Here is a 19,758-nt window from a genome sequence, read left to right as displayed (position 1 = left end):
ATAATAATGACGTTGCCGATTATTGATTCCCTATCACCAAGAGCAATGGATAAAAATCATATGAAGTGATTAAGATTATTCAGCATACATTTTACCAGTTCCAAACAATGGGCGTAATCCTGTCGCGAAATCAAGGAACTCATCGTATGAATATTGCGGCAGGGCACGCTTAAGGTGATCGTGGGAATGCCAGTGCCGGCCTGGTGAATATTACCGGCATCATTCGCCGCCCGTGTACCTTGCCTGAATTGAAGCGGGATATGGTTCGTTCGGGCTGTCTCCATGACTTTTTTTATCGCATCCGGTCGGTAGATGGTTGCTGAATCTATCAGTGAACAAGCAGGCCCACGGCCTAGCTCAACAACCCAATCTTCCCGGTCTGCTTCGCTGTAGTCGGCTGCGCCGGTAGCCTCAATATTAATCGCCAAATCCGCCTCAATGGTATTACTTAAGACTTTCGATCCACGTAAGCCGACTTCCTCTTGCACGGTAAAAGCCGCAATGATATGGCAGGGGAAATCCTGCTTCAGCAGTTCCATCAGAATCGCACAGCCAACTCTGTCATCCAGCGCTTTGCCTTTATATAAGCCAATGTCACCGATTTCTTCAAACACAGTCAAAAAGGATGCATAGTCACCCAGCTTGACGAGCTTTTCCGCTTCTTCTTTGTTGGCAGCACCGATATCAATATATAAATCATCGCTGTCCGGGATTTTTTTCCGTTCCTCCGGTTTTTGCAGGTGAACCGCCTTCAGTCCGATAACGCCGTGAACAGCGTTGTTCACTATCAGTGTTTTTGACATGAGTACAGCTGGGTCGATGCCGCCAACCGGTTTAAATTTCAGATAGCCCTCCGCGGTAATTTCGGTTATCAGCAGGCCAACTTCATCCATATGGGCGCACAGCAATACTTTTGGCCGATCGTCACAATCCAGTTTCTTTTCAACAATTAAATTGCCTATACGGTCGACGCGGCAGGCTGTGACATCGTTCCTGATGTTGGCTAAAATGTAATCGCGTACAGCTTTTTCGTTGCCGGATACGCCGTTTATTTCGCATAAATCTTTTAAGAGCATAAGGCATCCTCCAGATCATCCGGCAGGGCGGCAATAAAACGGGCCAGTAATCTGCCGCTGTCAACAATATCACTTAAAGCCACCGTTTCCACAGACGTATGCATATAGCGCAGGGGAACTGACAGCAACGCCGTCGGTATCCCGCAGCCTGTGAGCTGAATGATCCTGGCATCCGTACCGGTTGCCCCGGGTACAGCCTGAATCTGATAAGGAATCCGATTCTCCCGGGCAGCATCCTTCAGCCTTTCTATGACCCACGGGTGGATATTCGGGCCGAGACTGAGTACCGGCCCTTTGCCCAGTTCGGTGGCTACGGTACTTTTTGTATCCAAGGTCTGGGCGTGAGTGACATCGATGGCGACTGCCAGCATGGGCATCAAACGTTCTGAACTCGTTTGGGCGCCTCTCAGGCCCACTTCTTCCTGTACCGTGGCGACGGCAACGATGTCATGCGCGTGTTTCAACTTTTGCAGTTCATTAAGACAGACAGCCATGATCACAATCCCCGCCCTGTCATCCAAAGCCTTCCCTGCTAGGCGTTCATTAAGCAGCAGAGAGGGACTGCGCCGGATGCCGGCAATATCTCCCGGTTTGACTTTAAGCGAGGCGGTCTCAAACGAACAGCCGATATCAATGGCTAAGTCATTTGCTTCCAGTGGTTGTTTATCCTTACTGTCGGGTATATCTTTATTCGCAGCTACCCGGCAGACGATTCCGATAAGTGGCTCTTTCCCAAAGACGATGACTTCCTGATAGAGCAGCGTACGTTGATCGATTCCTCCTATTGGCGTGAAATGCAGAAATCCTCTGTTATCAATATAGGTGACCATCAGACCGATCTCGTCACTGTGGGCCGCCAGCATAATTTGTTTTCGCTCAGAACCTGGATTCAGTTGTCCGCTTGCCTGGCTTTGAGGTGGATAAAATGGTTTGCCTGATTTAACCGCATAGAAATTTCCCATCATATCAGTATACGTTTCTGTCTGCATCAGCTCAAAGAGCGATTTTAGTTCAGCATGCAGCGAATGCTCATACCCGGATATCCCGATCCTTTCGGATAAAGAGCAGGTCAATTTTTTGGCCAGTTCCAAGGAGTTCATTGCCAAAGCAATCTTCCTTCCTATCTTTCTTATTTGCGTCCTCATTGCCATGTAAAAATTCAGGATCCAAAGAGAACCTCAATGGTGTCGCCTTTATTGACAATCTTACCTGCTTCCGGTGACTGCTTATAGGCTAAACCGCTCCCGCTGAATTTATACCTTAAATCAATTTTCCCCAGGGTTTCCCCTACTTGCCGCATGGTCATGCCGCTCAGATCAGGCACGATGACTTCCCCTTCAACCGGCTGTCTTTCAGGCGTCACGGTTTCTTCAGTCTCGTTGTTATTGGATGTACTTTCCCCATTGTCCAGATCGACGTTAGTCAAATCACTCGGCGTGCTCGCTGCAACAGGGACACCGTAATACTGGAGGGCACCCTCGATAATTGTTTTGACCACCGGTCCGGCCAAAGTTCCCCCTTGGACAACCGGTGCATGGGGTGTATCAATAACGACTAACACGGCAATTTTCGGATCATTTGCCGGTGCATAGCCGACAAACGAAACAATATAATCCGTCGACGAATACATTCCCGTCTCGGGATCAATTTTTTGTGCGGTCCCTGTTTTGCCGGCCACTTTGATTCCGGGTATTTTCGCCCTGCCACCGGTGCCGTCATCGACGACTTCAACCAGGATATCGGTCATCGTTTTACTTGTGGATTCCGAAATAACCTGTCTGACGACCTTCGGGACCGTTTCACTGACAACGATGCCATCCGTATCCGTAATTTTATCCACGATATACGGCTGATAGAGCTGACCGCCGTTGGCTACTGCACAGATCGCTGTCAAGAGCTGGATCGGTGTCACCAGATTGGCCTGACCGAAGGACATCGTCGCCAGTTCAAGATTTTTGACCTTGCTCACGTCGATCAACAATCCCCTCTCTTCAAAAGCCAGATCAATATTAGTCCTGCTGCCAAACCCAAAGGACTTGAGATAGGTATAGAATAAATCTCTTCCAACTTGCAAGCCGACCTTGCCTAATACGACATTGGAAGACAGCATCATCCCTTTGGTAAAGGTGATATCCCCATGCGGTTTTCGATCCGAGTCCCAGTTAGTGATCCGCCGTCCGCTGACTGTAAGGAAGCCCGGATCATTATAGATCGTCGACGGACTGACAACATTCTCTTCCAGGGCTGTTGCCCCCGTGATGATTTTAAAGGTTGAACCGGGTTCATAATTCATCTTAATCGCCAGATTCTTGCGTTGATCATCCGTTGTCTTGGCGTAGTTATTGGGATCAAAGGTTGGTCTTGAACCCATCCCAAGAATTTTCCCTGTTTTTGGATCCATCGCCAGAATCACTGCCCGAGCCGGCGTATATGCGGTCACAATTTTATCCAGTTCATTCTCAATCAAATGCTGGATGGTCGAATCCAGCGTCAGGTTCAGATTATAACCCGTCTGGATATTTCTATCTTCCATGACATAATCATCACGTGAAGTATCTGTCTGATTTCCAAACGTCTTTTCGCCTTTTAATTCAGCGTTGTAGGCATACTCCAACCCTTCGACACCGTCACCTGCCATATTGACTATGCCCAGAATAGAAGCACCCATTTGTCCCGCCGGATAAACCCGTTCATAATTATCCGTAAAACCTACACCGGGGATTTCCAAAGCAGCGATCTTCTCTGCCTTTTCAATATCGATCTGACGCCCGATACTTACCCAGGACAGATCCTTCTGCAATAATTTCAAGATCCTGGTTTGATCATCACCCAATATCTTGGCGATATCCGCCGCCATTTGTTCTTTCTTCGCCAGGATCTGCTGGCTCATCTGTGTTGTATCCTTAGACAGCGTCTCTTCAAGCATTCTGGGATCAGCATAGACATCCTTCGAAGGTACACTTTTACTTAAGACGTTTCCCTGTGCATCCGTGATCATACCGCGCTCATAGAGCATGGTTGGACTCGATGTGCTTAACGTCGCTCCTTTGGCTTTAAGATCTCCCGACTCAATGATTTGTAAAAAAAATAACTTTCCGAGTATCATAACGCCTATCAAAATAAGCAGACTATATATGATCCATTCACGGCGAAAATACGTTGCTGTTTTATTCACGTTTTGTTATCCTTCCTGTGGCTGCATCATTACTGGTTCTATTTTAACATATGTCTCCTAATTTATAACAGTATCCGCACTAGAAAACTTGGCTTACGCCAAGCCTTATGGCGCCGGCGAAAGCCTTGCCGCTCCTGCACCGTCCATGGTACCCGCGGCATTAGGTCATCCATGACCGTCAGTTGCACTTAGATATATCAGAAAAGATTTATACTATCTGATATACTAACAAAAGCCCACATTATCTTAACTATCGATGGCAATCAGATTAAAACCACCTTGCTAAGATGTATGGGCTAACCATAGCTTTTCCGTAATATACAAAAAGGATGCAATACAAATTTTGTCTGTTTCTTAGGATTTTATCGAACTGCGAAGCTGGAAGACAAACCCCACAAGGGCTCCGCCCACCAGTCCGCCTAAATGCGCATAATTGTCAATTCCGCTTAAAACAAAGCCAAGGAAAAGGTTAATTAGCAACACAACAGCAAAATTACCGATAAGTCCGGTTTTCCAATACGCCGGTTTCTTCCAGCCATAAGACAGAATAGCGCCCATGAGTCCAAATATTGCTCCGGAAGCTCCCGCAGACACCTCTGGGCCCAGAAGATAACTGACCAGCGCGCCGGCCAGACCACTCACCAAATAAATCAAAACAAATCGCCAATGGCCGAAGATTTTTTCGCTGAACTTTCCCAGGACAAGTAGTGCGTAGAGATTAAACAGCAGATGGGTAAATCCAATATGAATAAACATGCTTGTGAATAAACGCCAGTATTCCCCGGCTGCAATCATCATATTCACTTTTGCTCCAAAGAAAATCAGGACGTACGTATTGGTCGTTCCACCCACTAACGTCATGATCAAGAACATCATGAGATTCAGCATAAGCAACAGATACGTCACGGGATATTCTTTTAATTCGTGTTTCATTGTTTGGTTCATTTTACATCCACTTTCTTAGACTTTTATCACTGTCACTTTCCAAAACGCAAAAAATAGCTATTTCGATGAGTAGTTTAGCTGCGTTGTTTATATTATAAGTTGATTTATTAATATATACACGATGATATGTGTAATAATAATATGTAAAAATTAAAATAGGTTGAGAAATCGCCAAAAAGGCGGTGTCGCAAAACGAGGTGACAGCGCCTTTTTTTGTATATCAGAAAGTCTAAGTGACTTCCTGTCCCAGAAAGTTTGATTCACGTTCTGAACGACATACGTGTTTTACTTAATCGCTGTTACAGGATTAGGCCGTATTTGCTATGCGACAGATACAAAAGTAGGGCCATTGCCCACGAGCAACTACGTTCGTTGTGCAACAGCCACTCCTGCTATTAACTATCTGGGAGGGATAAATAATCTTTCGCCGGGATAAATAAGATCGGGATTTCCTAAGTGATTATAGCCGGCCAGTTCACGCCAATCCAGACCATACCTCTGAGCAATTTTATAAACAGAATCCCCTTTTTGTACAACATAAATCTCAGGCAGCGGTTTATGATGTTCATGATGTTCGTCGTAAGGTACGCAACCACACGGATCACAAGGATCACAAGGAACACATGCATAGCCTGCTTGGGTTTGGGCTGAATACATTCCTTCCGGTGTCATCTGTTCATACTGATAATTCTCATATGGCATGCCTGGGGCTTGACCTGTCATCATTTCCGGCTGGTTCATTCCCATCATATCAGGCTCGTTCATCCCCATCATTTCCGGCTGCATCATGCCGGCCATGGCCGGCTGATTCATATTGCCAGATTTTCTTCCGAAGTACATTTCCATACCTCCTTTTTGTTATTATGGTATGGAGAATCACCGGGAAAGTGTCTGTACATGGTAATAGTTTACTACGCATTTCTGATGATAAACCACCAGCTCATATGCAGTGTGAATTTATTTTACTTATTCCAATTCAGCAATGTATTTTTCAGCCTGTACTGCCGCTAAGGCACCATCACCCACCGCCGTCGCCACTTGACGGAGCGGTGTGCTCCGAATATCCCCTGCGGCATAAACACCTTCTATATTGGTTCGCAATAGTTCATCCGTAATAATATAGCCGCGGTCGTCGGTTTTGAAGTATTCTTCAGCAAATTTGTTATTGGGTTCAGTTCCAATATACACAAAGATTCCATCAACCATCACATCGCTTTTTTCACCGGTAAGGACATTTTTAAGGTTTAATTTTTCTACCTTATCGGTGCCCTTGATTTCCTCGACTATACTATCCAACAGGAAATGAATCTTCGGATTGTTCTTTGCTTTTTCGACTGTCGCCATGCTCGCTCTGAATTCTTTACGACGGTGAATGATATAAACCTCGGCGGCAAACCGGGTGAGATAAAGAGCTTCTTCGATTGCAGCATAACCGCCGCCCACGACAGCAACCTTTTTCCCTTTATAGAAAGCACCGTCACAGACGGCACAATACGATACACCTCTGCCATGGAATGTCTTTTCACCGGCAACACCTAAGGGACGGGGTTTAGACCCGGCAGCAATGATCATTGCTTTCGCCTCAATTGTCTGCTGCGCGGTGATAACCTTTTTCGTTAAACCGTTCATTTCCAGGCGGACGACAGGTTCAAAAATAAATTCTGAACCGTGATTCTGCGCCTGTTGATAAAATGTATTCATGAGATCAAAACCGGAGATACCGTCCGGGAACCCCGGATAGTTATCAATTTTATCAGTGGCTGCTGCTTGGCCGCCTGGCATCATCGACTCGATGACAACGGCTTTAAGGCCGCCTCTGGAAGCATAGATGGCCGACGTCAAACCGGCAGGTCCTGCTCCGATTATTATAAGATCATACATAAACGACACCAACCCTTTTGCAGTATTTTCGTCTGAATTAAAGTATATCTCAGAAATTTAAATTCAGGAAGCGATATAGAGAAAAATATGATAAACTATGAATATATTGCCAATAGATAAATATTTAATCCCGGAAGTACATATACTACAAATTATTTGCACAATTTAGCTATAGGAGGGAACTTTTTGAAACTTGCTCTGAAAATCCTTGGTGCGTTGATTTTAATCATCGTTTTCTTATCCGCTGTAAGCGGTGTCTATGAAGATTGGTTATGGTTCAGCGACTTGGGCTACGCCCGATTGTTTTGGACACCCTTTTTCAGCAAGCTGCTTATTCAGTTGATCAACGGCACCATGTTGTTTATTGTCATTTTTGGGACGCTAATGTCCGGAAGACATGCCTTTCAGACCTTTTATAACGAAAAATACCGTAAACGGATCCGCTTGGTCGAAGAAGTCAACTACCCGCTGAACATCAGTCCGCGCCGGATAACTATCACCCTACTACTTGTCTCCGCAATTGTCAGTATCGCCATCAGCTTTGTTGTCGGCTTTACCGGCTGGTTGGACGTACTTTCCTTCTTCAATTCGTCTTCTTTCAACTATGCTGATCCGCTCTTCAATAAAGATTTAAGCTTCTTTGTATTCAAACTGCCTTTCCTACAAACAATCTATGGCGCGTTCTTCACTCCGATCCTGGTCCTCACCCTCTTCACGGCATTATTTTATATTATTACTGGGGTCATTCGATTCTATTCCATTAAGATATGGAAGAAAGATGCCATTGTCATCAACCCCAAGGCAAGAAGACATCTTGCCATTTTACTGACCCTCCTGTTTGGCTTGAAATGCTTTGGCTATTTTATCAATATGTTTGAAATCGTCTATTCACAAAGAGGGCATGTTGTCGGTGCCGGTTTCAGCGACGTCTACGCGGCTCTCCCCGTTTTTAAAGTACTTATTGTTGTCAGCTTCATTTGCATGATATTTTCCGTACTGGCCATGTTTTTAAAAGACAGCCGTTACTTGACAACACCAATTCCGTTTTTGATTATTTTCTCTCTGTTTACATCCGGTGGTTTCCCTTCTCTCGTACAATCCATGATCGTTATTCCCAATGAGCTGGAAAAAGAAACCCCGTATATCCAAAGTGAAATTATTATGACGCGGTTCGCCTATGGTCTGGATAAAATTGAGACCTTGGAATATACCGGCAACGATACCGTAACCGCTCAGGAATTGAAAGACAGTGTTGAGACCCTGGAAAATATCCGTTTAAACGATCCGCGTACTATGCAGCAGGTTTATACACAAAAACAAGGAATCCGCAACTATTACAAATTCAATGACATCGATATTGACCGTTACATTGTCGATGGCAATTATCGTCAGGTCATGCTTTCTGCCCGGGAAATATCGTTGACAGACCTGGACCCCAAAGCCCTGACCTTTATCAATACGCGTTTTAAATACACCCACGGTTTCGGCTTAACGACATCCTTTGCGAATGCCGTCACTTCGAAAGGCCTTCCTGCCTTTGCTGTGAGTAATATCCCGCCCCAGACAGATTATCCTGAATTAACCATAAGCGAACCCCGGATATATTTTGGCGAACTCACCAATGATTGGGTCGTTGTAAACACCAAATTTAAAGAGTTTGACTACCCCCAGGGCAATGATAATGCGGAAAACAGTTATGCCGGTAAAACGGGTATCCCGTTTACGGCTTTTAACAAATTGATGCTCTCTCTGCATCAAGCAACACCGCGTTTCTATCTTTCGCGAGAGGTCACTTCCCAAAGCAAATTACTGCTTTACCGCAATATCCAAGAACGCGTCGAAAAGCTGGCGCCATTCCTAACCTATGATGACGACCCCTATATGGTAATCGACAACGGCAGCATTAAATGGATTATAGATGCTTATACCACCACCAGCAGTATTCCCTATTCCGTCAAATATGCTGATTCGAATTATATTCGCAACTCGGTGAAGGTTGTCGTCGACGCCTATAACGGAACAGTTGACTTTTATGCCATCGATAAGGATGATCCTATCCTGCAAACGTATGAAAAGATATTCCCCGAAGTCTTTAAAGACATCACCGAAATGCCCTACTCGTTAAGGTCTCATCTGCGTTATCCGGAAACCATGTTTACCATCCAATGTCAGATGCTGAATACGTTTCATATGACCAATGCGAAAGTTTTTTATAATAAAGAAGATGCCTGGAATGTCGCCAAGGAGATCTACGGCTCCCAGACCCAAAATGTAGAGCCCTATTACGTGATCATGCGTCTGCCTGGGGAGGAGAAAGAAGAATTTGTCCTGATGCAGCCCTTTACTCCCGCTTCCAGTCAAACGAATACTCGCAATAATATGGTTGCCTGGCTGGCGGCCAGGATGGATGGTGAACAATACGGCAAACTAATATTGTATACGCTGCCGAAAAATATCGAAATCGACGGTCCGTTTCAAATAGAATCCCGGATAGACCAGGATACGGAAATTTCCAAGCAATTTTCCTTATGGAACCTGAAAGGATCCAGCGTGATCCGCGGAAATCTCTTAGCACTCCCTATCGGCGGCAACTTCCTGTTTGTCGAACCGATTTATCTGCAGTCCACAACCAGCGGCAGTATTCCGGAAATGAAACGCGTTGTTCTTGTTTATGAGGATAAGATTGTGATGACAGCTACCTTGGAAGAAGGACTCTATACGATCTTCGGATGGAAGACACCCCAACTTTCGACTATGCAGGAAACACCCGCTGATGAATCGGATGATCCTGAAGCAACACCGGATACAGGTACAGCCACTGACCTGGAAGGTGTCCTGAGCCAAATCAAGCAGATCCGAGAAATGTTGGATGCTTTGGAGAATCAGCTGACAACCATGACTAACGAAGGGATCACCCAGGACGAAGAGCTCAATCCCATTGAAACAGAATCCACTGAAACAGTCGAAACAGAGATCACAGGATCAGAGACCGAATCCGAATAATAAGAACCAGCAAGAACCTTTGTTAATCCGCATGATCTGAATAACAAACCCCTCCCGCTATGTCACATAACGCGAGGGGTTAATCTTTTACGTGAATAAGGCCAGACAATTTACACGGATGTTACCTTCTGTATCAGCTGTTCCTTGACGTTGATATTCGGTAATAACAATAAAAGGGGGATCCCGGCCAAATAGATGCAGCCGGATAAAATAAATACAAGGTTATAATTTGAACCGGCAATGGTTCCAACCACGAAGGTCGGAATAACGAAAGCGCCAAGCATCTGCAGTGTACTTATGATACCACCCGCACTGCCGGCATAGATAGGGCCAATTTCTTTTAAACGAAGAGGCAATGCATAGATATTCGGTAGAATTCCACCGACAACGAGGCCTGCGATAAATAAGTTCAACCACATTAGTGGAACGGGTACAATAAATGTAGAGTAGCTGAATAGACCACCGACGAATACAAACGAAATCAAGACGGGCTTTACTTTCCCGACTTTTTCAATAATTACCGGTCCAATAAAACTACCGAACATCGTACCGAGAGAATAGAGTGATGACATCAATCCCGCTTTCGCAGGTGACATGCCATACACCGTATTTAAAGCCGTCGGTAGGAAACTAAGAACAGACATGCCTGCCCCCATAAATAACAACGCCGCTAAGCCGCCTATCCAGACATTTCTGGAGCGGGCTGCTACACTAAGATAGTGATTAAACGGCAGAACAGGCTGGGGTGTTGTGTATCTCGGCTGATTTTTTGCTAACACTATCCAAAGAATCGCTAACACGGTAATAAATACAGCGGCGGTTAAAAAAGCACTATACGTCGAAGGAAAATAAGTACTTATAGCCAACCCTACCGTATTCCCGGCCATAGAAATGAAGAAGAATATACCCATTACAACACCGGCTTCTTTTTTAGGAAACCATAGTCCGAAAATCTTGGAAGCATTCGTTCCCAGCATGGACTGAAAAATCCCCATCAGCAACATACTCACCAATAATTCGGAATATGAATCGGTATACACCCGATAGAATGCCCCCAATATAGAGACGCCAAGTGCCACTGTAACGACATTTTTTACCCCATAGCGATCCGCTAATGAACCGCCGATCAGACTTAAGAATACGGAGATTAACATGGGGGCATTCAATACACTGGCATATTGGGACGGTGTTAGGCTATAATGTGGTATAATTTGATAAGAAAAGGCGGCAACTTGGAATTGCGCTACGTTGCCGCTGAAAGTGAGTAATCCCATTAACAACAGAATCACCCAACGATAAGACGTATATAATTGATTATTAATTCCCGACATGGTACAACTCCTATATATTCTTCAATCATCAGTAACGGAGAAAAGATCAGCATGGTTCTTACTAAATAAACGATGGTCTTTGTTCGATAACAAACTATTTGATTCTACATTAAATACTCATGATTGTCAATAGAGCATCTATTTTCAAAACAAGCGATTAATTTCTTAGAGGTGAAGCTTATGGTTCAACTTTTACTTAAGTGGCTGTTAAATAGCGGAATGGATCCCTCTCCCGCCGGCATCATCGCCAATATCACAGCCATATTCCTTGTCCTATTGATTTGTTTGGCAGCCTTCTTCATAACCATAAAAGTATTTCTCCGAATTATTTCCTACTACATTCATCGTAATAGGATTAAATGGGATGATATTATCTTGGATCGAAAAGTGTTCCATTATTTGGCCCATTTTGTCCCGGCGGTAATTATCTATTTGAGTGCCCCTGATTTTCCTGATTATGCGAGTATCATTGAGAGAGTCGCTATTGTTTATATGACGGTCTTCGGGTTTATTACCATCCATGCACTGTTGAACGCTGCCGAGGATATCTACAATACATTTAACGTTTCCAAATTCAGACCGATTCGCAGTATAATCCAAGCATTAAAAATTTTTTTCTGGATTATCGGCGGTATACTGATTATAGCGGTCATTATTAACCGCTCACCACTCCTGCTTTTGAGTGGGATTGGTGTCATGTCTGCCGTGATTTTACTTATCTTTAGAGATTCTCTTCTCGGGTTGGTGGCAGGTATCCAAATCGCTACCAATGACATGGTTCGCCTCGGCGATTGGATCGAAATGCCGAAATACGGTGCCGATGGTGACGTCGTTGATATTTCGTTAAATACGGTTAAGGTCAAAAACTTTGACAATACGATCACCACAGTGCCTACCTACGCTTTGATTTCTGAGTCATTTAAGAACTGGCGGAACATGTTGGAATCCGGCGGCAGGCGTATTAAGCGTTCCATCTTTATTGACAGCTCGAGCATCCGTTTCTGTACGGACGACATGCTTGAAAAATTCAAAAAGTTCCAGTATCTCACCGCGTATATCGAAAACAAAGAACACGTACTCGCCGAGCATAATTTAAAGCACGGCATCGATGACAAGCAGTCTGTCAACAGCCGGCGGCTTACGAATATAGGAACATTCCGGGCATATTTGCATTTTTATCTGCAAAACCACCCGGAAATCAATACCACAATGGTACGTATGGCCCGTCAGCTGCCCATTACCGAACACGGTATTCCCATAGAAATATATGCTTTCACTAAAGATACAACTTGGGAGACGTATGAAGCCGTACAAGCCGATATCTTCGATCATATCATGGCCATTGTGCCGGAATTTGATCTGCGGATCTATCAGAGTCCAACCGGTTACGACCTTCGGCACATGGGGTTATAAAAAGGGACTGATCCCTTATACGGCGAGATCAATATGCTGAACTGTTCCGGCTTCCCCGTTCTCTTTCAAGAATATGCCGGTCTCCTTAATCTGTCCGTTCACATTATTATTCATGTCTTTCAAGGAAAAGAGCGAATCGACCTTTCCTAAATAGATCGCACCAATCCCAACCTGCGCTAAAGCCAGCAGGTGATCATTACCTTTTTCGTCTGTGGTCCATATTCTCAATTCATTAAAAATCGAATCATTCTCGTCTATCCAACCATTCTCATCACCATCATAAACCGACAGCTCCTGGAAACCATCCCCTGTGGTTGGCCCGAATAATTCACCGCCATTGTCGATCTGCCCGTCACTGTCTTTATCCAAGGCCAGGAAACCACTCCCCTGAGTGAGAGTAGCTATCGATTCATCGGAACCGTCTGCATTAAGATCAAATGCCATCGTTGTATCTGTTAAATTCGCTGTTGCTGCACCGTAGTTGATGACTAACGGATCGATTAGAGCATCCCCTGCTTTAAGGATAAAACTCTCGTTGGAAATATATTCTCTGCTTGCTGCTAGATCTAATTTGAAACTGATCTTTTGTCCGTCTTCGGTCACTATTTTTCCCTTCGCCGAGAAAACCATCGACTCTTGTTCTACATAGGTAGACCCATAGCGATATTCCAAGCCCCAGCCGGCGCGCTGATTGCCGTTTCCCTCTGTTATGGGCATTGTTGTGCCTTGAACGGCAGGGCTGTCACCGTGTGACAATGCCAGCTTATCAGGCACGATCAGTTTTACTTTTTTTCCAGTCAACTCACTCAAAAACCGTTCAAGTAAGGTAATTGTTTCTTTTTGTTTGGGCGTGAGCTCATAAAATATCCCTTGAGACGAAGCGGATTCCGACACGTCATCGGGTTCCTTGAGCATCCGCGTTGCCGCTTCCGACAATTCCAGAATATCCTCTGTTTTCTGAAGTACATCCGCCAGTGCGTTACTCAGTCTATTCGCCCGGGAGTCCAGTGTTGCGCTTCCTGTTAACTCCCCCTGGGCAACTGCCTCTGAACTTGCTTCCCTGCTGTGTTCATCGGTCCAATACCTGAGGTTTTCTTTGACCGTGCTCTGCTGAACCTGGGTGTGTTCCGCAGCCATAGCGACATTCGAACTCTGAATCCTCATTTCAAATCCCTCCGTGGATTTAAGATTTCATCATTAATATCGTAAAAAATCCAAAAAGACATTACCTGATCAGGGTACACTCCCTCGCCTAGTACAACGTTCTCTAAATAACTGGGCATTCAGCTTCATAGCACGGTCCGCGTACCACACTTCCAGCGCCAAGCGGAGCATGGAGGCGAAGCGCAACGGTCCATGGATGGACCTAAGTTAAAATTCGCCAAGGAGGGCAAAAGAATTTTAACTTCCTTAATGCAATTTATGGATGGCGCAAGAGCCGAAAGCGGAATGTGGTATGCAGACCAACCTCAGAAAAAAGCTTACGTGTTTGTTTGCCAAGTTATTTAGAATACACTGTACTAGTCATACCCGGATCAGAGAAAACCTCCCCAACACACAAAAATGGCATGCCGAACAATGTGAATATCGTTCGACAATACCATCGAGAGCCGCTCTGCTTGTCGCCGGAACTGTGGCGCTAATTATTCATCGCTGGCGGCAAGCTCCCGCAGTGCTGTTTCAATGACCTCGATCTCCGTTATCTCATTATCCCCGCCGAGACCAAGTTCCTTAAATTTTCGAGCGGTTACAAGCACCCGGCTCTCGTAAGAACCGACTGCTTTATTATAGGCTTGTGTAGCTTGATTCAGTCCTTTTCGGATATCCAACAAATAGTCGGTCATCACACTGATCCGTTCGTAGAGTTGCCTGCCCAGTTCACAGATCTGACGGGCATTTTCATTGATCTGTTCCTGGCTCCATCCGTGCGCCACCGCTTTAAGCAGCGCAATCAGCGTCGTCGGCGTCGCCAGAATAACCCGCTGTTCCGCACCATATTCAATCAGCCCCGGATCGGATTGCAGGGCTGCGCTGAAAAAGGTTTCTCCCGGAAGAAACATGACGACAAACTCCGGTGTAAAGTTAAATTGACTCCAATAGGATTTCCCCGCCAGTTTGGTGATGTGGTTTTTAACTTGTCGGGCATGCCCCGTCATCTTTGTCCGTTTGGTATCGTCATCAATGGCCTCGACTGCCTCCAGGAAATCAGCCAGGGGCGCTTTGGAGTCAACGACGATGACCTTATTCCCCGGCAGCCGGATCACCATGTCAGGACGCAGTCTTCCCGACTCGCCGCTAACTTCTTCCTGTTGATAAAAGTCGCAGTATTCCAGCATACCTGCCAGTTCAACCACCCGTTGAAGTTGTATTTCACCCCAACGCCCGCGTACCGTCGGTGATTTCAAAGCGGAAATCAGTTTATTGGTCTCTCTCTGCAATTTTTCCTGACCCAGAGCCATATATTCAACTTGTTTGAGCAGTCCTTCGTAAGCTCCGGCCCTTTTCTGCTCAAGCTCATTGATCTTAATATCAACCTTATCAAGAGATTCCCGCAACGGTTTGACCAATGCATCAATGGAGGTTTGTTTCTTTTCCAGCTCAGCAGAGGCTTGGACCTGGGTTTTCTCCAGTACCGTCTTCGCCAGTTCGAGAAAAGACTGGTTATTACTTTTTAACGCTTCGGCTGAGAGAATTTTAAAATCTTCAGTGAGTTCAGTTTTAGCGCTCTCCAATAAAACCAATTTTTCTTCGTACGCAGATTGAGCAATCTCCAACCGTGTGCGCAGCTCAGCAATCAAAGCGGCATTTTGGACGCGATACTGAACTTCCTGATTCAGTTCGTGATGCAGCCGGTCGTTCTCCTGCTGAAGCATCCGGGCCTTTTCCCATAACCCCTTGCCTCTGCTGGTACTGATACTTATCCCGATCGCGATGCCGATGATGATACCGGCAACTGCCGCGCCGATGATTACGAAATATTTGGGATCCATCCGGCATCCTCCATCTGATCATTGATAGTAAACAATGACATCGCGATTAGGGAGATTCTACTGCTCCTGGCAAATAATCTTCAGGCAGTTTCGTCAAGGGTCCTAATCGATCAAAGGGCCAATAGCGGACCCAAACCTTACCGATGATTTTTTCGCCGTCCAAAGCGCCCCAACGATGACTGTCATAACTTATCGGCCGATTATCCCCCATCATAAAAAACGTGCCTTCCGGTATCGTATACGGACCAAATTCGTAATTTGCCGATGATTCGACATAGGGTTCATCCAGAACCTGTCCGTTTATGTACACTTTGCTGTTCGTGACCTGAATGGTTTCTCCCGGCAGGCCAATGACTCTTTTTACTAAATCTTCATCCTTCATAATTTCGTCCGGTGCTTCAAACACAATAATATCCCCGCGCTGGATATCGCCGTATTTGTAAAAGAAACGGTCGACGATCAGCCTGTCCTCAAGTTGTATCGTCGGCAGCATTGATCCTGTCGGAACAATTCGTGTATCGATTAAAAAATTACGTATGACCAGCGACAGTGCAAAAGCAACCGCGATGATAATAACCCATTCAAACAGCGATTTCATAAAACCCTTCATATCTGTCAATTCACCTTTCGCCTTCCCGTTGCGTTATCCGTTATCAGATAACCCATTATTTGTTCCCCATTTTACCTAACTTTTTTAAGTTCTCTGTAAATCAGTTTATTCCTGCTATTATATCAAATATATTAATGATCTTTAAATTTCTGTTCAAGCCGTGTTTGAATGGCGATAAGGGCTGGAATGACAAAGGGCAGAAAGACGACACTGAGGATTAATATTCCCAGACACACAGCGATTGCTAGCTCAGCCAGTGTATTGATTCCAGCCGGAATAATCGTGGCAAAGGTACCTGCCAGGATGATCGCAGCGGATAATACGACCCCGCCAACATGAGCGGAGGCCTGAATGATAGCTTCATACGGTGTACTGCCGCGATCTTCGCGAAAGCGCGCCATTAAGAAAATACTGTAGTCAACACCTAACGTGACAATCACGAGAAAGGCAAAAAATGGAACATTCCAGGCGATTTCGCTGGTGTGCAGAAATGTTTTGGCTAAGAGACTCGTAAGAGCCATAGACGAATAATAGGTCAGCAAAATGGATCCCGTGACATAAACAGGTATCCAAAACGACTTTATTACAAGAACTAACACAATGAAAACACTGATCAGGACGATGATTTCGGTCATCACCATATCGCTGATGGCTACTTTTTTTATGTCCTTGGTGGTGGCTGTTTCTCCGCCTGCCAGAATGTTCGCGTCGCTGAGTGACGTCCCCTGGAGTGACGCCGATAAAAGGGAGCTGATAGCGTCCATTGTTTGTTCTGCTTCATCCGAATACGGATCATCTACCAGGGTCACGCTGATCTCTGCTGTTTTTCTGTCCTTGGACATGAAGGCATCCAATGCGTTTTGAATATCGCTGCTTGTTAAGGCATCACTTGGCACGTAAAAGGATTTGACAGAAGAAATTTCCCCTAAGAAAGAATTGGCTCGATCGAGTCCCTGGGATATTTGGTTTAACCCATCCCTGCTTGTGCCGATGCCGCCTTTCAGTTGCGTCAATGCTTCACCCATAGTGGTTAAACCGCCGGATAGTGCCGCCTGTCCTTCTGTCACCTTTTTAAGCGCATCCGACATGGTCTGCATATGCGCAATGATTTGACTTTGTCCATTACTCCCTTCAGCGAGCCCCTTGGCGAGTTCTGTGGCTGCTGTTTCCAAGGAGTTTAGGCCGGAAACCATTTGGGGCATACCCGAAGACACTTGAGATAAGCCGTTGTTCAGACTATCAAAATTCCCGGCGATTTGATTTGTATAGGTTTCATTGGCTGTTTTTAAACCCTGGTCAAGCTGGGTTAGCGCTGCAACAAATGAGGGTACCAGCCCCGGATTCAACGCCGTATTATCGCCGTTGAGCTGCATAACAAGTGAATAGGCAGCGGGATTGGTTGCGGCTAATTGAAGCTGTGGATCGCCCAGTGCGGCGGTTATCTGCTGGATGCCCTGGGCCATTTGGATTAACTGACTGACGTTTTGTTCAATAACGATATATCCGCCCGCCCAGTGATCAATCCCTTTTTTCAGATTTAAATAATCCGGCAAAAGCTGGTTGTTCAGCGTGGTGTTAATTGTATTCAGATTGGAACGGATGGTATTTAAACCGCTGGCAATCTGGGCTGAGCCTGCTGATCCGCGATCTATGCCCTCTTGAACCTGCTTCATTGACGCCGTGATACTCTCCATTCCGGTTTGGATGCGCGTTAACCCGGAGGATAACTGGTCTAATTGGGAAAGATTTTCGCCGGAAAGACTATTTACCATCGTGGTGAGACCACCCGAAATCTTTTTTATCCCCACATTGGCTGACGTTATTCCGTTGGTTACGTGTTCGGTCTGACTGTCCGTGTACAAAGCAGCGATCTCACTGCCCTGGGGCTGGGTGGGACCGGAAACAGAAGAAACTCCATCCAGTTTCCTTATTTTTTCGGTCAGGGAATCGATGACAGCTAAATCCCTCGCGTTATCCATCGCATGGCTGCTGGTGATAACAACGGTAGTGGGCATGATTTTCCCTTTGCCAAAATGTTCAGCCACTATGTTAAAACCAACCACAGAAGAAGCAGAGCTGTTACCCATATCTTTCAGATTGTCAAATGTCAGCTTATAACTGCCTGCCGTCAGTATCGGCAGAATGAGCAGGACGATAACTATCATCGCCAGATAGGGCCGCCTAACCGCACCGGCTGTTACCTTTGCCCACATCGTACTTTGCTTATGCCCTTGGATATGATGGGAAGGCCAAAACAATGTTTTGCTCAGGATTCGAAAAAGAGCCGGTGTCAGTGTAAAGAGCACGGCAATCAAAACCGCAATGCTGATGGCCACTGCCACTGCCGAACGATAAACACCGAATTTAACGAACTGAAGTGAAAGAAAGGCAATAAAGACCGTTAGCGCGCTGAATAATACTGTTTTCCCAGCTGTCTTAAAGGTGACCGTAATCGCCTTTTCTACGGAAATCTGTTTCGGCAATTCCTCTTTGAATCGGTTAAAGAGCAGGATGTTATAGTCTGTGCCAACCCCAAACAGGATCAGAATGATGAACATTTGCGTCAACGACGATACCGGAAACCCCAATTGGGAAACTAATTGTCCAACAATGCCGATGGATACTAAATACGCTAGACCAACGGTGAAAAGAGAAATAAGCGGCGTCACCACGGATCGGAACAAGACGATCAAAATAACTAGAATAAAGGCAATGGTCAGCAGTGCACTCTTCGTTACGCCGGCAAAAACCTGGCTGAGATAATCACCGATAATAAACTCATTACCGGTAATGTAATACGTCACGCCAACATCTTTCAGTTGGTATTCAAGCTCAGATTGTATCGTCTTAATATCCCTGCCGTTTTTATCATAAGTAAACGGGACGAGTATCGTTGTCTGATCTTCTGAAATAAGCTGGCTTGCTGCATCCGGTGTATCGAATACATCGATGATATGGTTGATGCCCAGCGCACGCCGATTGTCTTTGACTGCCTGGAGCCCATTTTTAATGTTCTCTTGATCGTGCGTGGATAATTGCTGCTTATCCGTAAAGACGATAATTCCCGATTTGCCTTCCGTTATGGACAGGTTATTCATCAGTTTTTGCGCTGTTTGGGAAGGATAACTCTCATCGAGCATCACATTTCCACGTTCATTAATAATTGCTTCCAAATCAGGCATAAACAGCGTAAATACCACCGCTATAACTATCCAGACAACAAGTGCGGCCCAGCGGTATTTCAGAAGTGTCTTCATAGTGGATGTCCCCCTTTACTATACACATTAATAGATATTGTACATGTTGTTGATTATCTAGTGTATGGTATAGTATA

The 19,758-nt window shown here is 45.3% G+C and carries 14 protein-coding genes; 3 read left to right on the top strand and 11 right to left on the bottom strand.

Annotation, left to right across the window (positions count from 1 at the left end; genetic code table 11):
* Window positions 1–56: 56 nt before the first annotated feature.
* The 6 genes from LPY66_RS10175 to trxB all read right to left on the bottom strand — a co-directional run bounded on the left by LPY66_RS10175 (window position 57) and on the right by trxB (window position 7,077).
* A complete protein-coding gene (locus tag LPY66_RS10175; protein ID WP_337987949.1) occupies window positions 57–1,076 on the bottom strand; it encodes a M42 family metallopeptidase in 1,020 nt (339 codons plus the stop codon).
* Window positions 1,067–2,227 (bottom strand): M20/M25/M40 family metallo-hydrolase, encoded by a 1,161-nt coding sequence (locus LPY66_RS10170; protein WP_337987948.1) that lies wholly within the window; start codon window positions 2,225–2,227, stop codon window positions 1,067–1,069. Before LPY66_RS10170 ends, LPY66_RS10175 begins: the two co-directional genes overlap by 10 nt.
* A gap of 8 nt (window positions 2,228–2,235) precedes the next feature.
* On the bottom strand, window positions 2,236–4,251 hold the full coding sequence (locus tag LPY66_RS10165; RefSeq protein ID WP_337987947.1) for a penicillin-binding protein: 2,016 nt from the start codon (window positions 4,249–4,251) through the stop codon (window positions 2,236–2,238).
* Between the two features lie 354 nt (window positions 4,252–4,605).
* On the bottom strand, window positions 4,606–5,196 hold the full coding sequence (locus LPY66_RS10160) for a rhomboid family intramembrane serine protease (protein WP_337987946.1): 591 nt from the start codon (window positions 5,194–5,196) through the stop codon (window positions 4,606–4,608).
* A gap of 399 nt (window positions 5,197–5,595) precedes the next feature.
* Window positions 5,596–6,036, bottom strand: coding sequence for a LysM peptidoglycan-binding domain-containing protein (locus LPY66_RS10155; RefSeq protein ID WP_337987945.1), 441 nt, complete (start codon window positions 6,034–6,036; stop codon window positions 5,596–5,598).
* Window positions 6,037–6,162: 126 nt separating this feature from the next.
* Window positions 6,163–7,077: a thioredoxin-disulfide reductase gene (gene trxB / locus LPY66_RS10150; RefSeq protein WP_337987944.1), complete on the bottom strand. Its 915-nt coding sequence runs from the start codon at window positions 7,075–7,077 to the stop codon at window positions 6,163–6,165.
* Window positions 7,078–7,263: 186 nt separating this feature from the next.
* Here trxB and LPY66_RS10145 point away from each other — a divergent pair, with 186 nt between their 5' ends.
* Window positions 7,264–10,080, top strand: coding sequence for a UPF0182 family membrane protein (locus tag LPY66_RS10145; RefSeq protein ID WP_337987943.1), 2,817 nt, complete (start codon window positions 7,264–7,266; stop codon window positions 10,078–10,080).
* A 110-nt stretch (window positions 10,081–10,190) separates the two neighbouring features.
* Here LPY66_RS10145 and LPY66_RS10140 read toward each other — a convergent pair whose 3' ends face one another.
* Window positions 10,191–11,411 (bottom strand): MFS transporter, encoded by a 1,221-nt coding sequence (locus LPY66_RS10140; protein WP_337987942.1) that lies wholly within the window; start codon window positions 11,409–11,411, stop codon window positions 10,191–10,193.
* 180 nt (window positions 11,412–11,591) lie between these two features.
* On the opposite strand from LPY66_RS10140, the gene LPY66_RS10135 reads away from it, so the two are divergent.
* Window positions 11,592–12,824, top strand: coding sequence for a mechanosensitive ion channel family protein (locus LPY66_RS10135; RefSeq protein ID WP_337987941.1), 1,233 nt, complete (start codon window positions 11,592–11,594; stop codon window positions 12,822–12,824).
* A 15-nt stretch (window positions 12,825–12,839) separates the two neighbouring features.
* On the opposite strand, the gene LPY66_RS10130 is transcribed toward LPY66_RS10135, so the two are convergent.
* Window positions 12,840–13,988 (bottom strand): hypothetical protein, encoded by a 1,149-nt coding sequence (locus LPY66_RS10130; protein ID WP_337987940.1) that lies wholly within the window; start codon window positions 13,986–13,988, stop codon window positions 12,840–12,842.
* 262 nt (window positions 13,989–14,250) lie between these two features.
* On the opposite strand from LPY66_RS10130, the gene LPY66_RS10125 reads away from it, so the two are divergent.
* Window positions 14,251–14,511 carry a hypothetical protein gene (locus LPY66_RS10125; RefSeq protein ID WP_337987939.1) on the top strand — a complete coding sequence of 87 codons (261 nt, stop codon included), beginning with the start codon at window positions 14,251–14,253 and terminating at the stop codon, window positions 14,509–14,511.
* On the opposite strand, the gene rmuC is transcribed toward LPY66_RS10125, so the two are convergent.
* From rmuC to LPY66_RS10110, 3 genes are all read right to left on the bottom strand, one after another.
* On the bottom strand, window positions 14,468–15,814 hold the full coding sequence (rmuC, locus tag LPY66_RS10120) for a DNA recombination protein RmuC (protein WP_337987938.1): 1,347 nt from the start codon (window positions 15,812–15,814) through the stop codon (window positions 14,468–14,470). The two genes, LPY66_RS10125 and rmuC, sit on opposite strands and share 44 nt — an antisense overlap.
* Before the next feature lie 46 nt (window positions 15,815–15,860).
* Window positions 15,861–16,424: a signal peptidase I gene (gene lepB, locus LPY66_RS10115; RefSeq protein WP_337987937.1), complete on the bottom strand. Its 564-nt coding sequence runs from the start codon at window positions 16,422–16,424 to the stop codon at window positions 15,861–15,863.
* A gap of 131 nt (window positions 16,425–16,555) precedes the next feature.
* Window positions 16,556–19,681 (bottom strand): MMPL family transporter, encoded by a 3,126-nt coding sequence (locus LPY66_RS10110; protein ID WP_337987936.1) that lies wholly within the window; start codon window positions 19,679–19,681, stop codon window positions 16,556–16,558.
* Between the last annotated feature and the right edge of the window lie 77 nt (window positions 19,682–19,758).

The organism is Dehalobacter sp. DCM, assembly GCF_024972775.1.
In the GTDB taxonomy this organism is placed as follows: Bacteria; Bacillota; Desulfitobacteriia; order Desulfitobacteriales; family Syntrophobotulaceae; genus Dehalobacter.
This window is presented reverse-complemented; position numbering and strand designations above follow the sequence as displayed.

What these genes read in the sequence shown, in the direction of transcription:
- LPY66_RS10135 (WP_337987941.1), top strand. Translation starts at nt 11,592, where the DNA reads ATGGTTCAACTTTTACTTAAGTGGCTGTTAAATAGCGGAATGGATCCC.
- LPY66_RS10175 (WP_337987949.1), bottom strand. Translation starts at nt 1,076, where the DNA reads ATGCTCTTAAAAGATTTATGCGAAATAAACGGCGTATCCGGCAACGAA.
- LPY66_RS10140 (WP_337987942.1), bottom strand. Translation starts at nt 11,411, where the DNA reads ATGTCGGGAATTAATAATCAATTATATACGTCTTATCGTTGGGTGATT.
- trxB (WP_337987944.1), bottom strand. Translation starts at nt 7,077, where the DNA reads ATGTATGATCTTATAATAATCGGAGCAGGACCTGCCGGTTTGACGTCG.
- LPY66_RS10155 (WP_337987945.1), bottom strand. Translation starts at nt 6,036, where the DNA reads ATGTACTTCGGAAGAAAATCTGGCAATATGAATCAGCCGGCCATGGCC.
- LPY66_RS10170 (WP_337987948.1), bottom strand. Translation starts at nt 2,227, where the DNA reads ATGGCAATGAGGACGCAAATAAGAAAGATAGGAAGGAAGATTGCTTTG.
- lepB (WP_337987937.1), bottom strand. Translation starts at nt 16,424, where the DNA reads ATGAAGGGTTTTATGAAATCGCTGTTTGAATGGGTTATTATCATCGCG.
- LPY66_RS10160 (WP_337987946.1), bottom strand. Translation starts at nt 5,196, where the DNA reads ATGAACCAAACAATGAAACACGAATTAAAAGAATATCCCGTGACGTAT.
- LPY66_RS10110 (WP_337987936.1), bottom strand. Translation starts at nt 19,681, where the DNA reads ATGAAGACACTTCTGAAATACCGCTGGGCCGCACTTGTTGTCTGGATA.
- rmuC (WP_337987938.1), bottom strand. Translation starts at nt 15,814, where the DNA reads ATGGATCCCAAATATTTCGTAATCATCGGCGCGGCAGTTGCCGGTATC.
- LPY66_RS10130 (WP_337987940.1), bottom strand. Translation starts at nt 13,988, where the DNA reads ATGAGGATTCAGAGTTCGAATGTCGCTATGGCTGCGGAACACACCCAG.
- LPY66_RS10125 (WP_337987939.1), top strand. Translation starts at nt 14,251, where the DNA reads ATGGCGCAAGAGCCGAAAGCGGAATGTGGTATGCAGACCAACCTCAGA.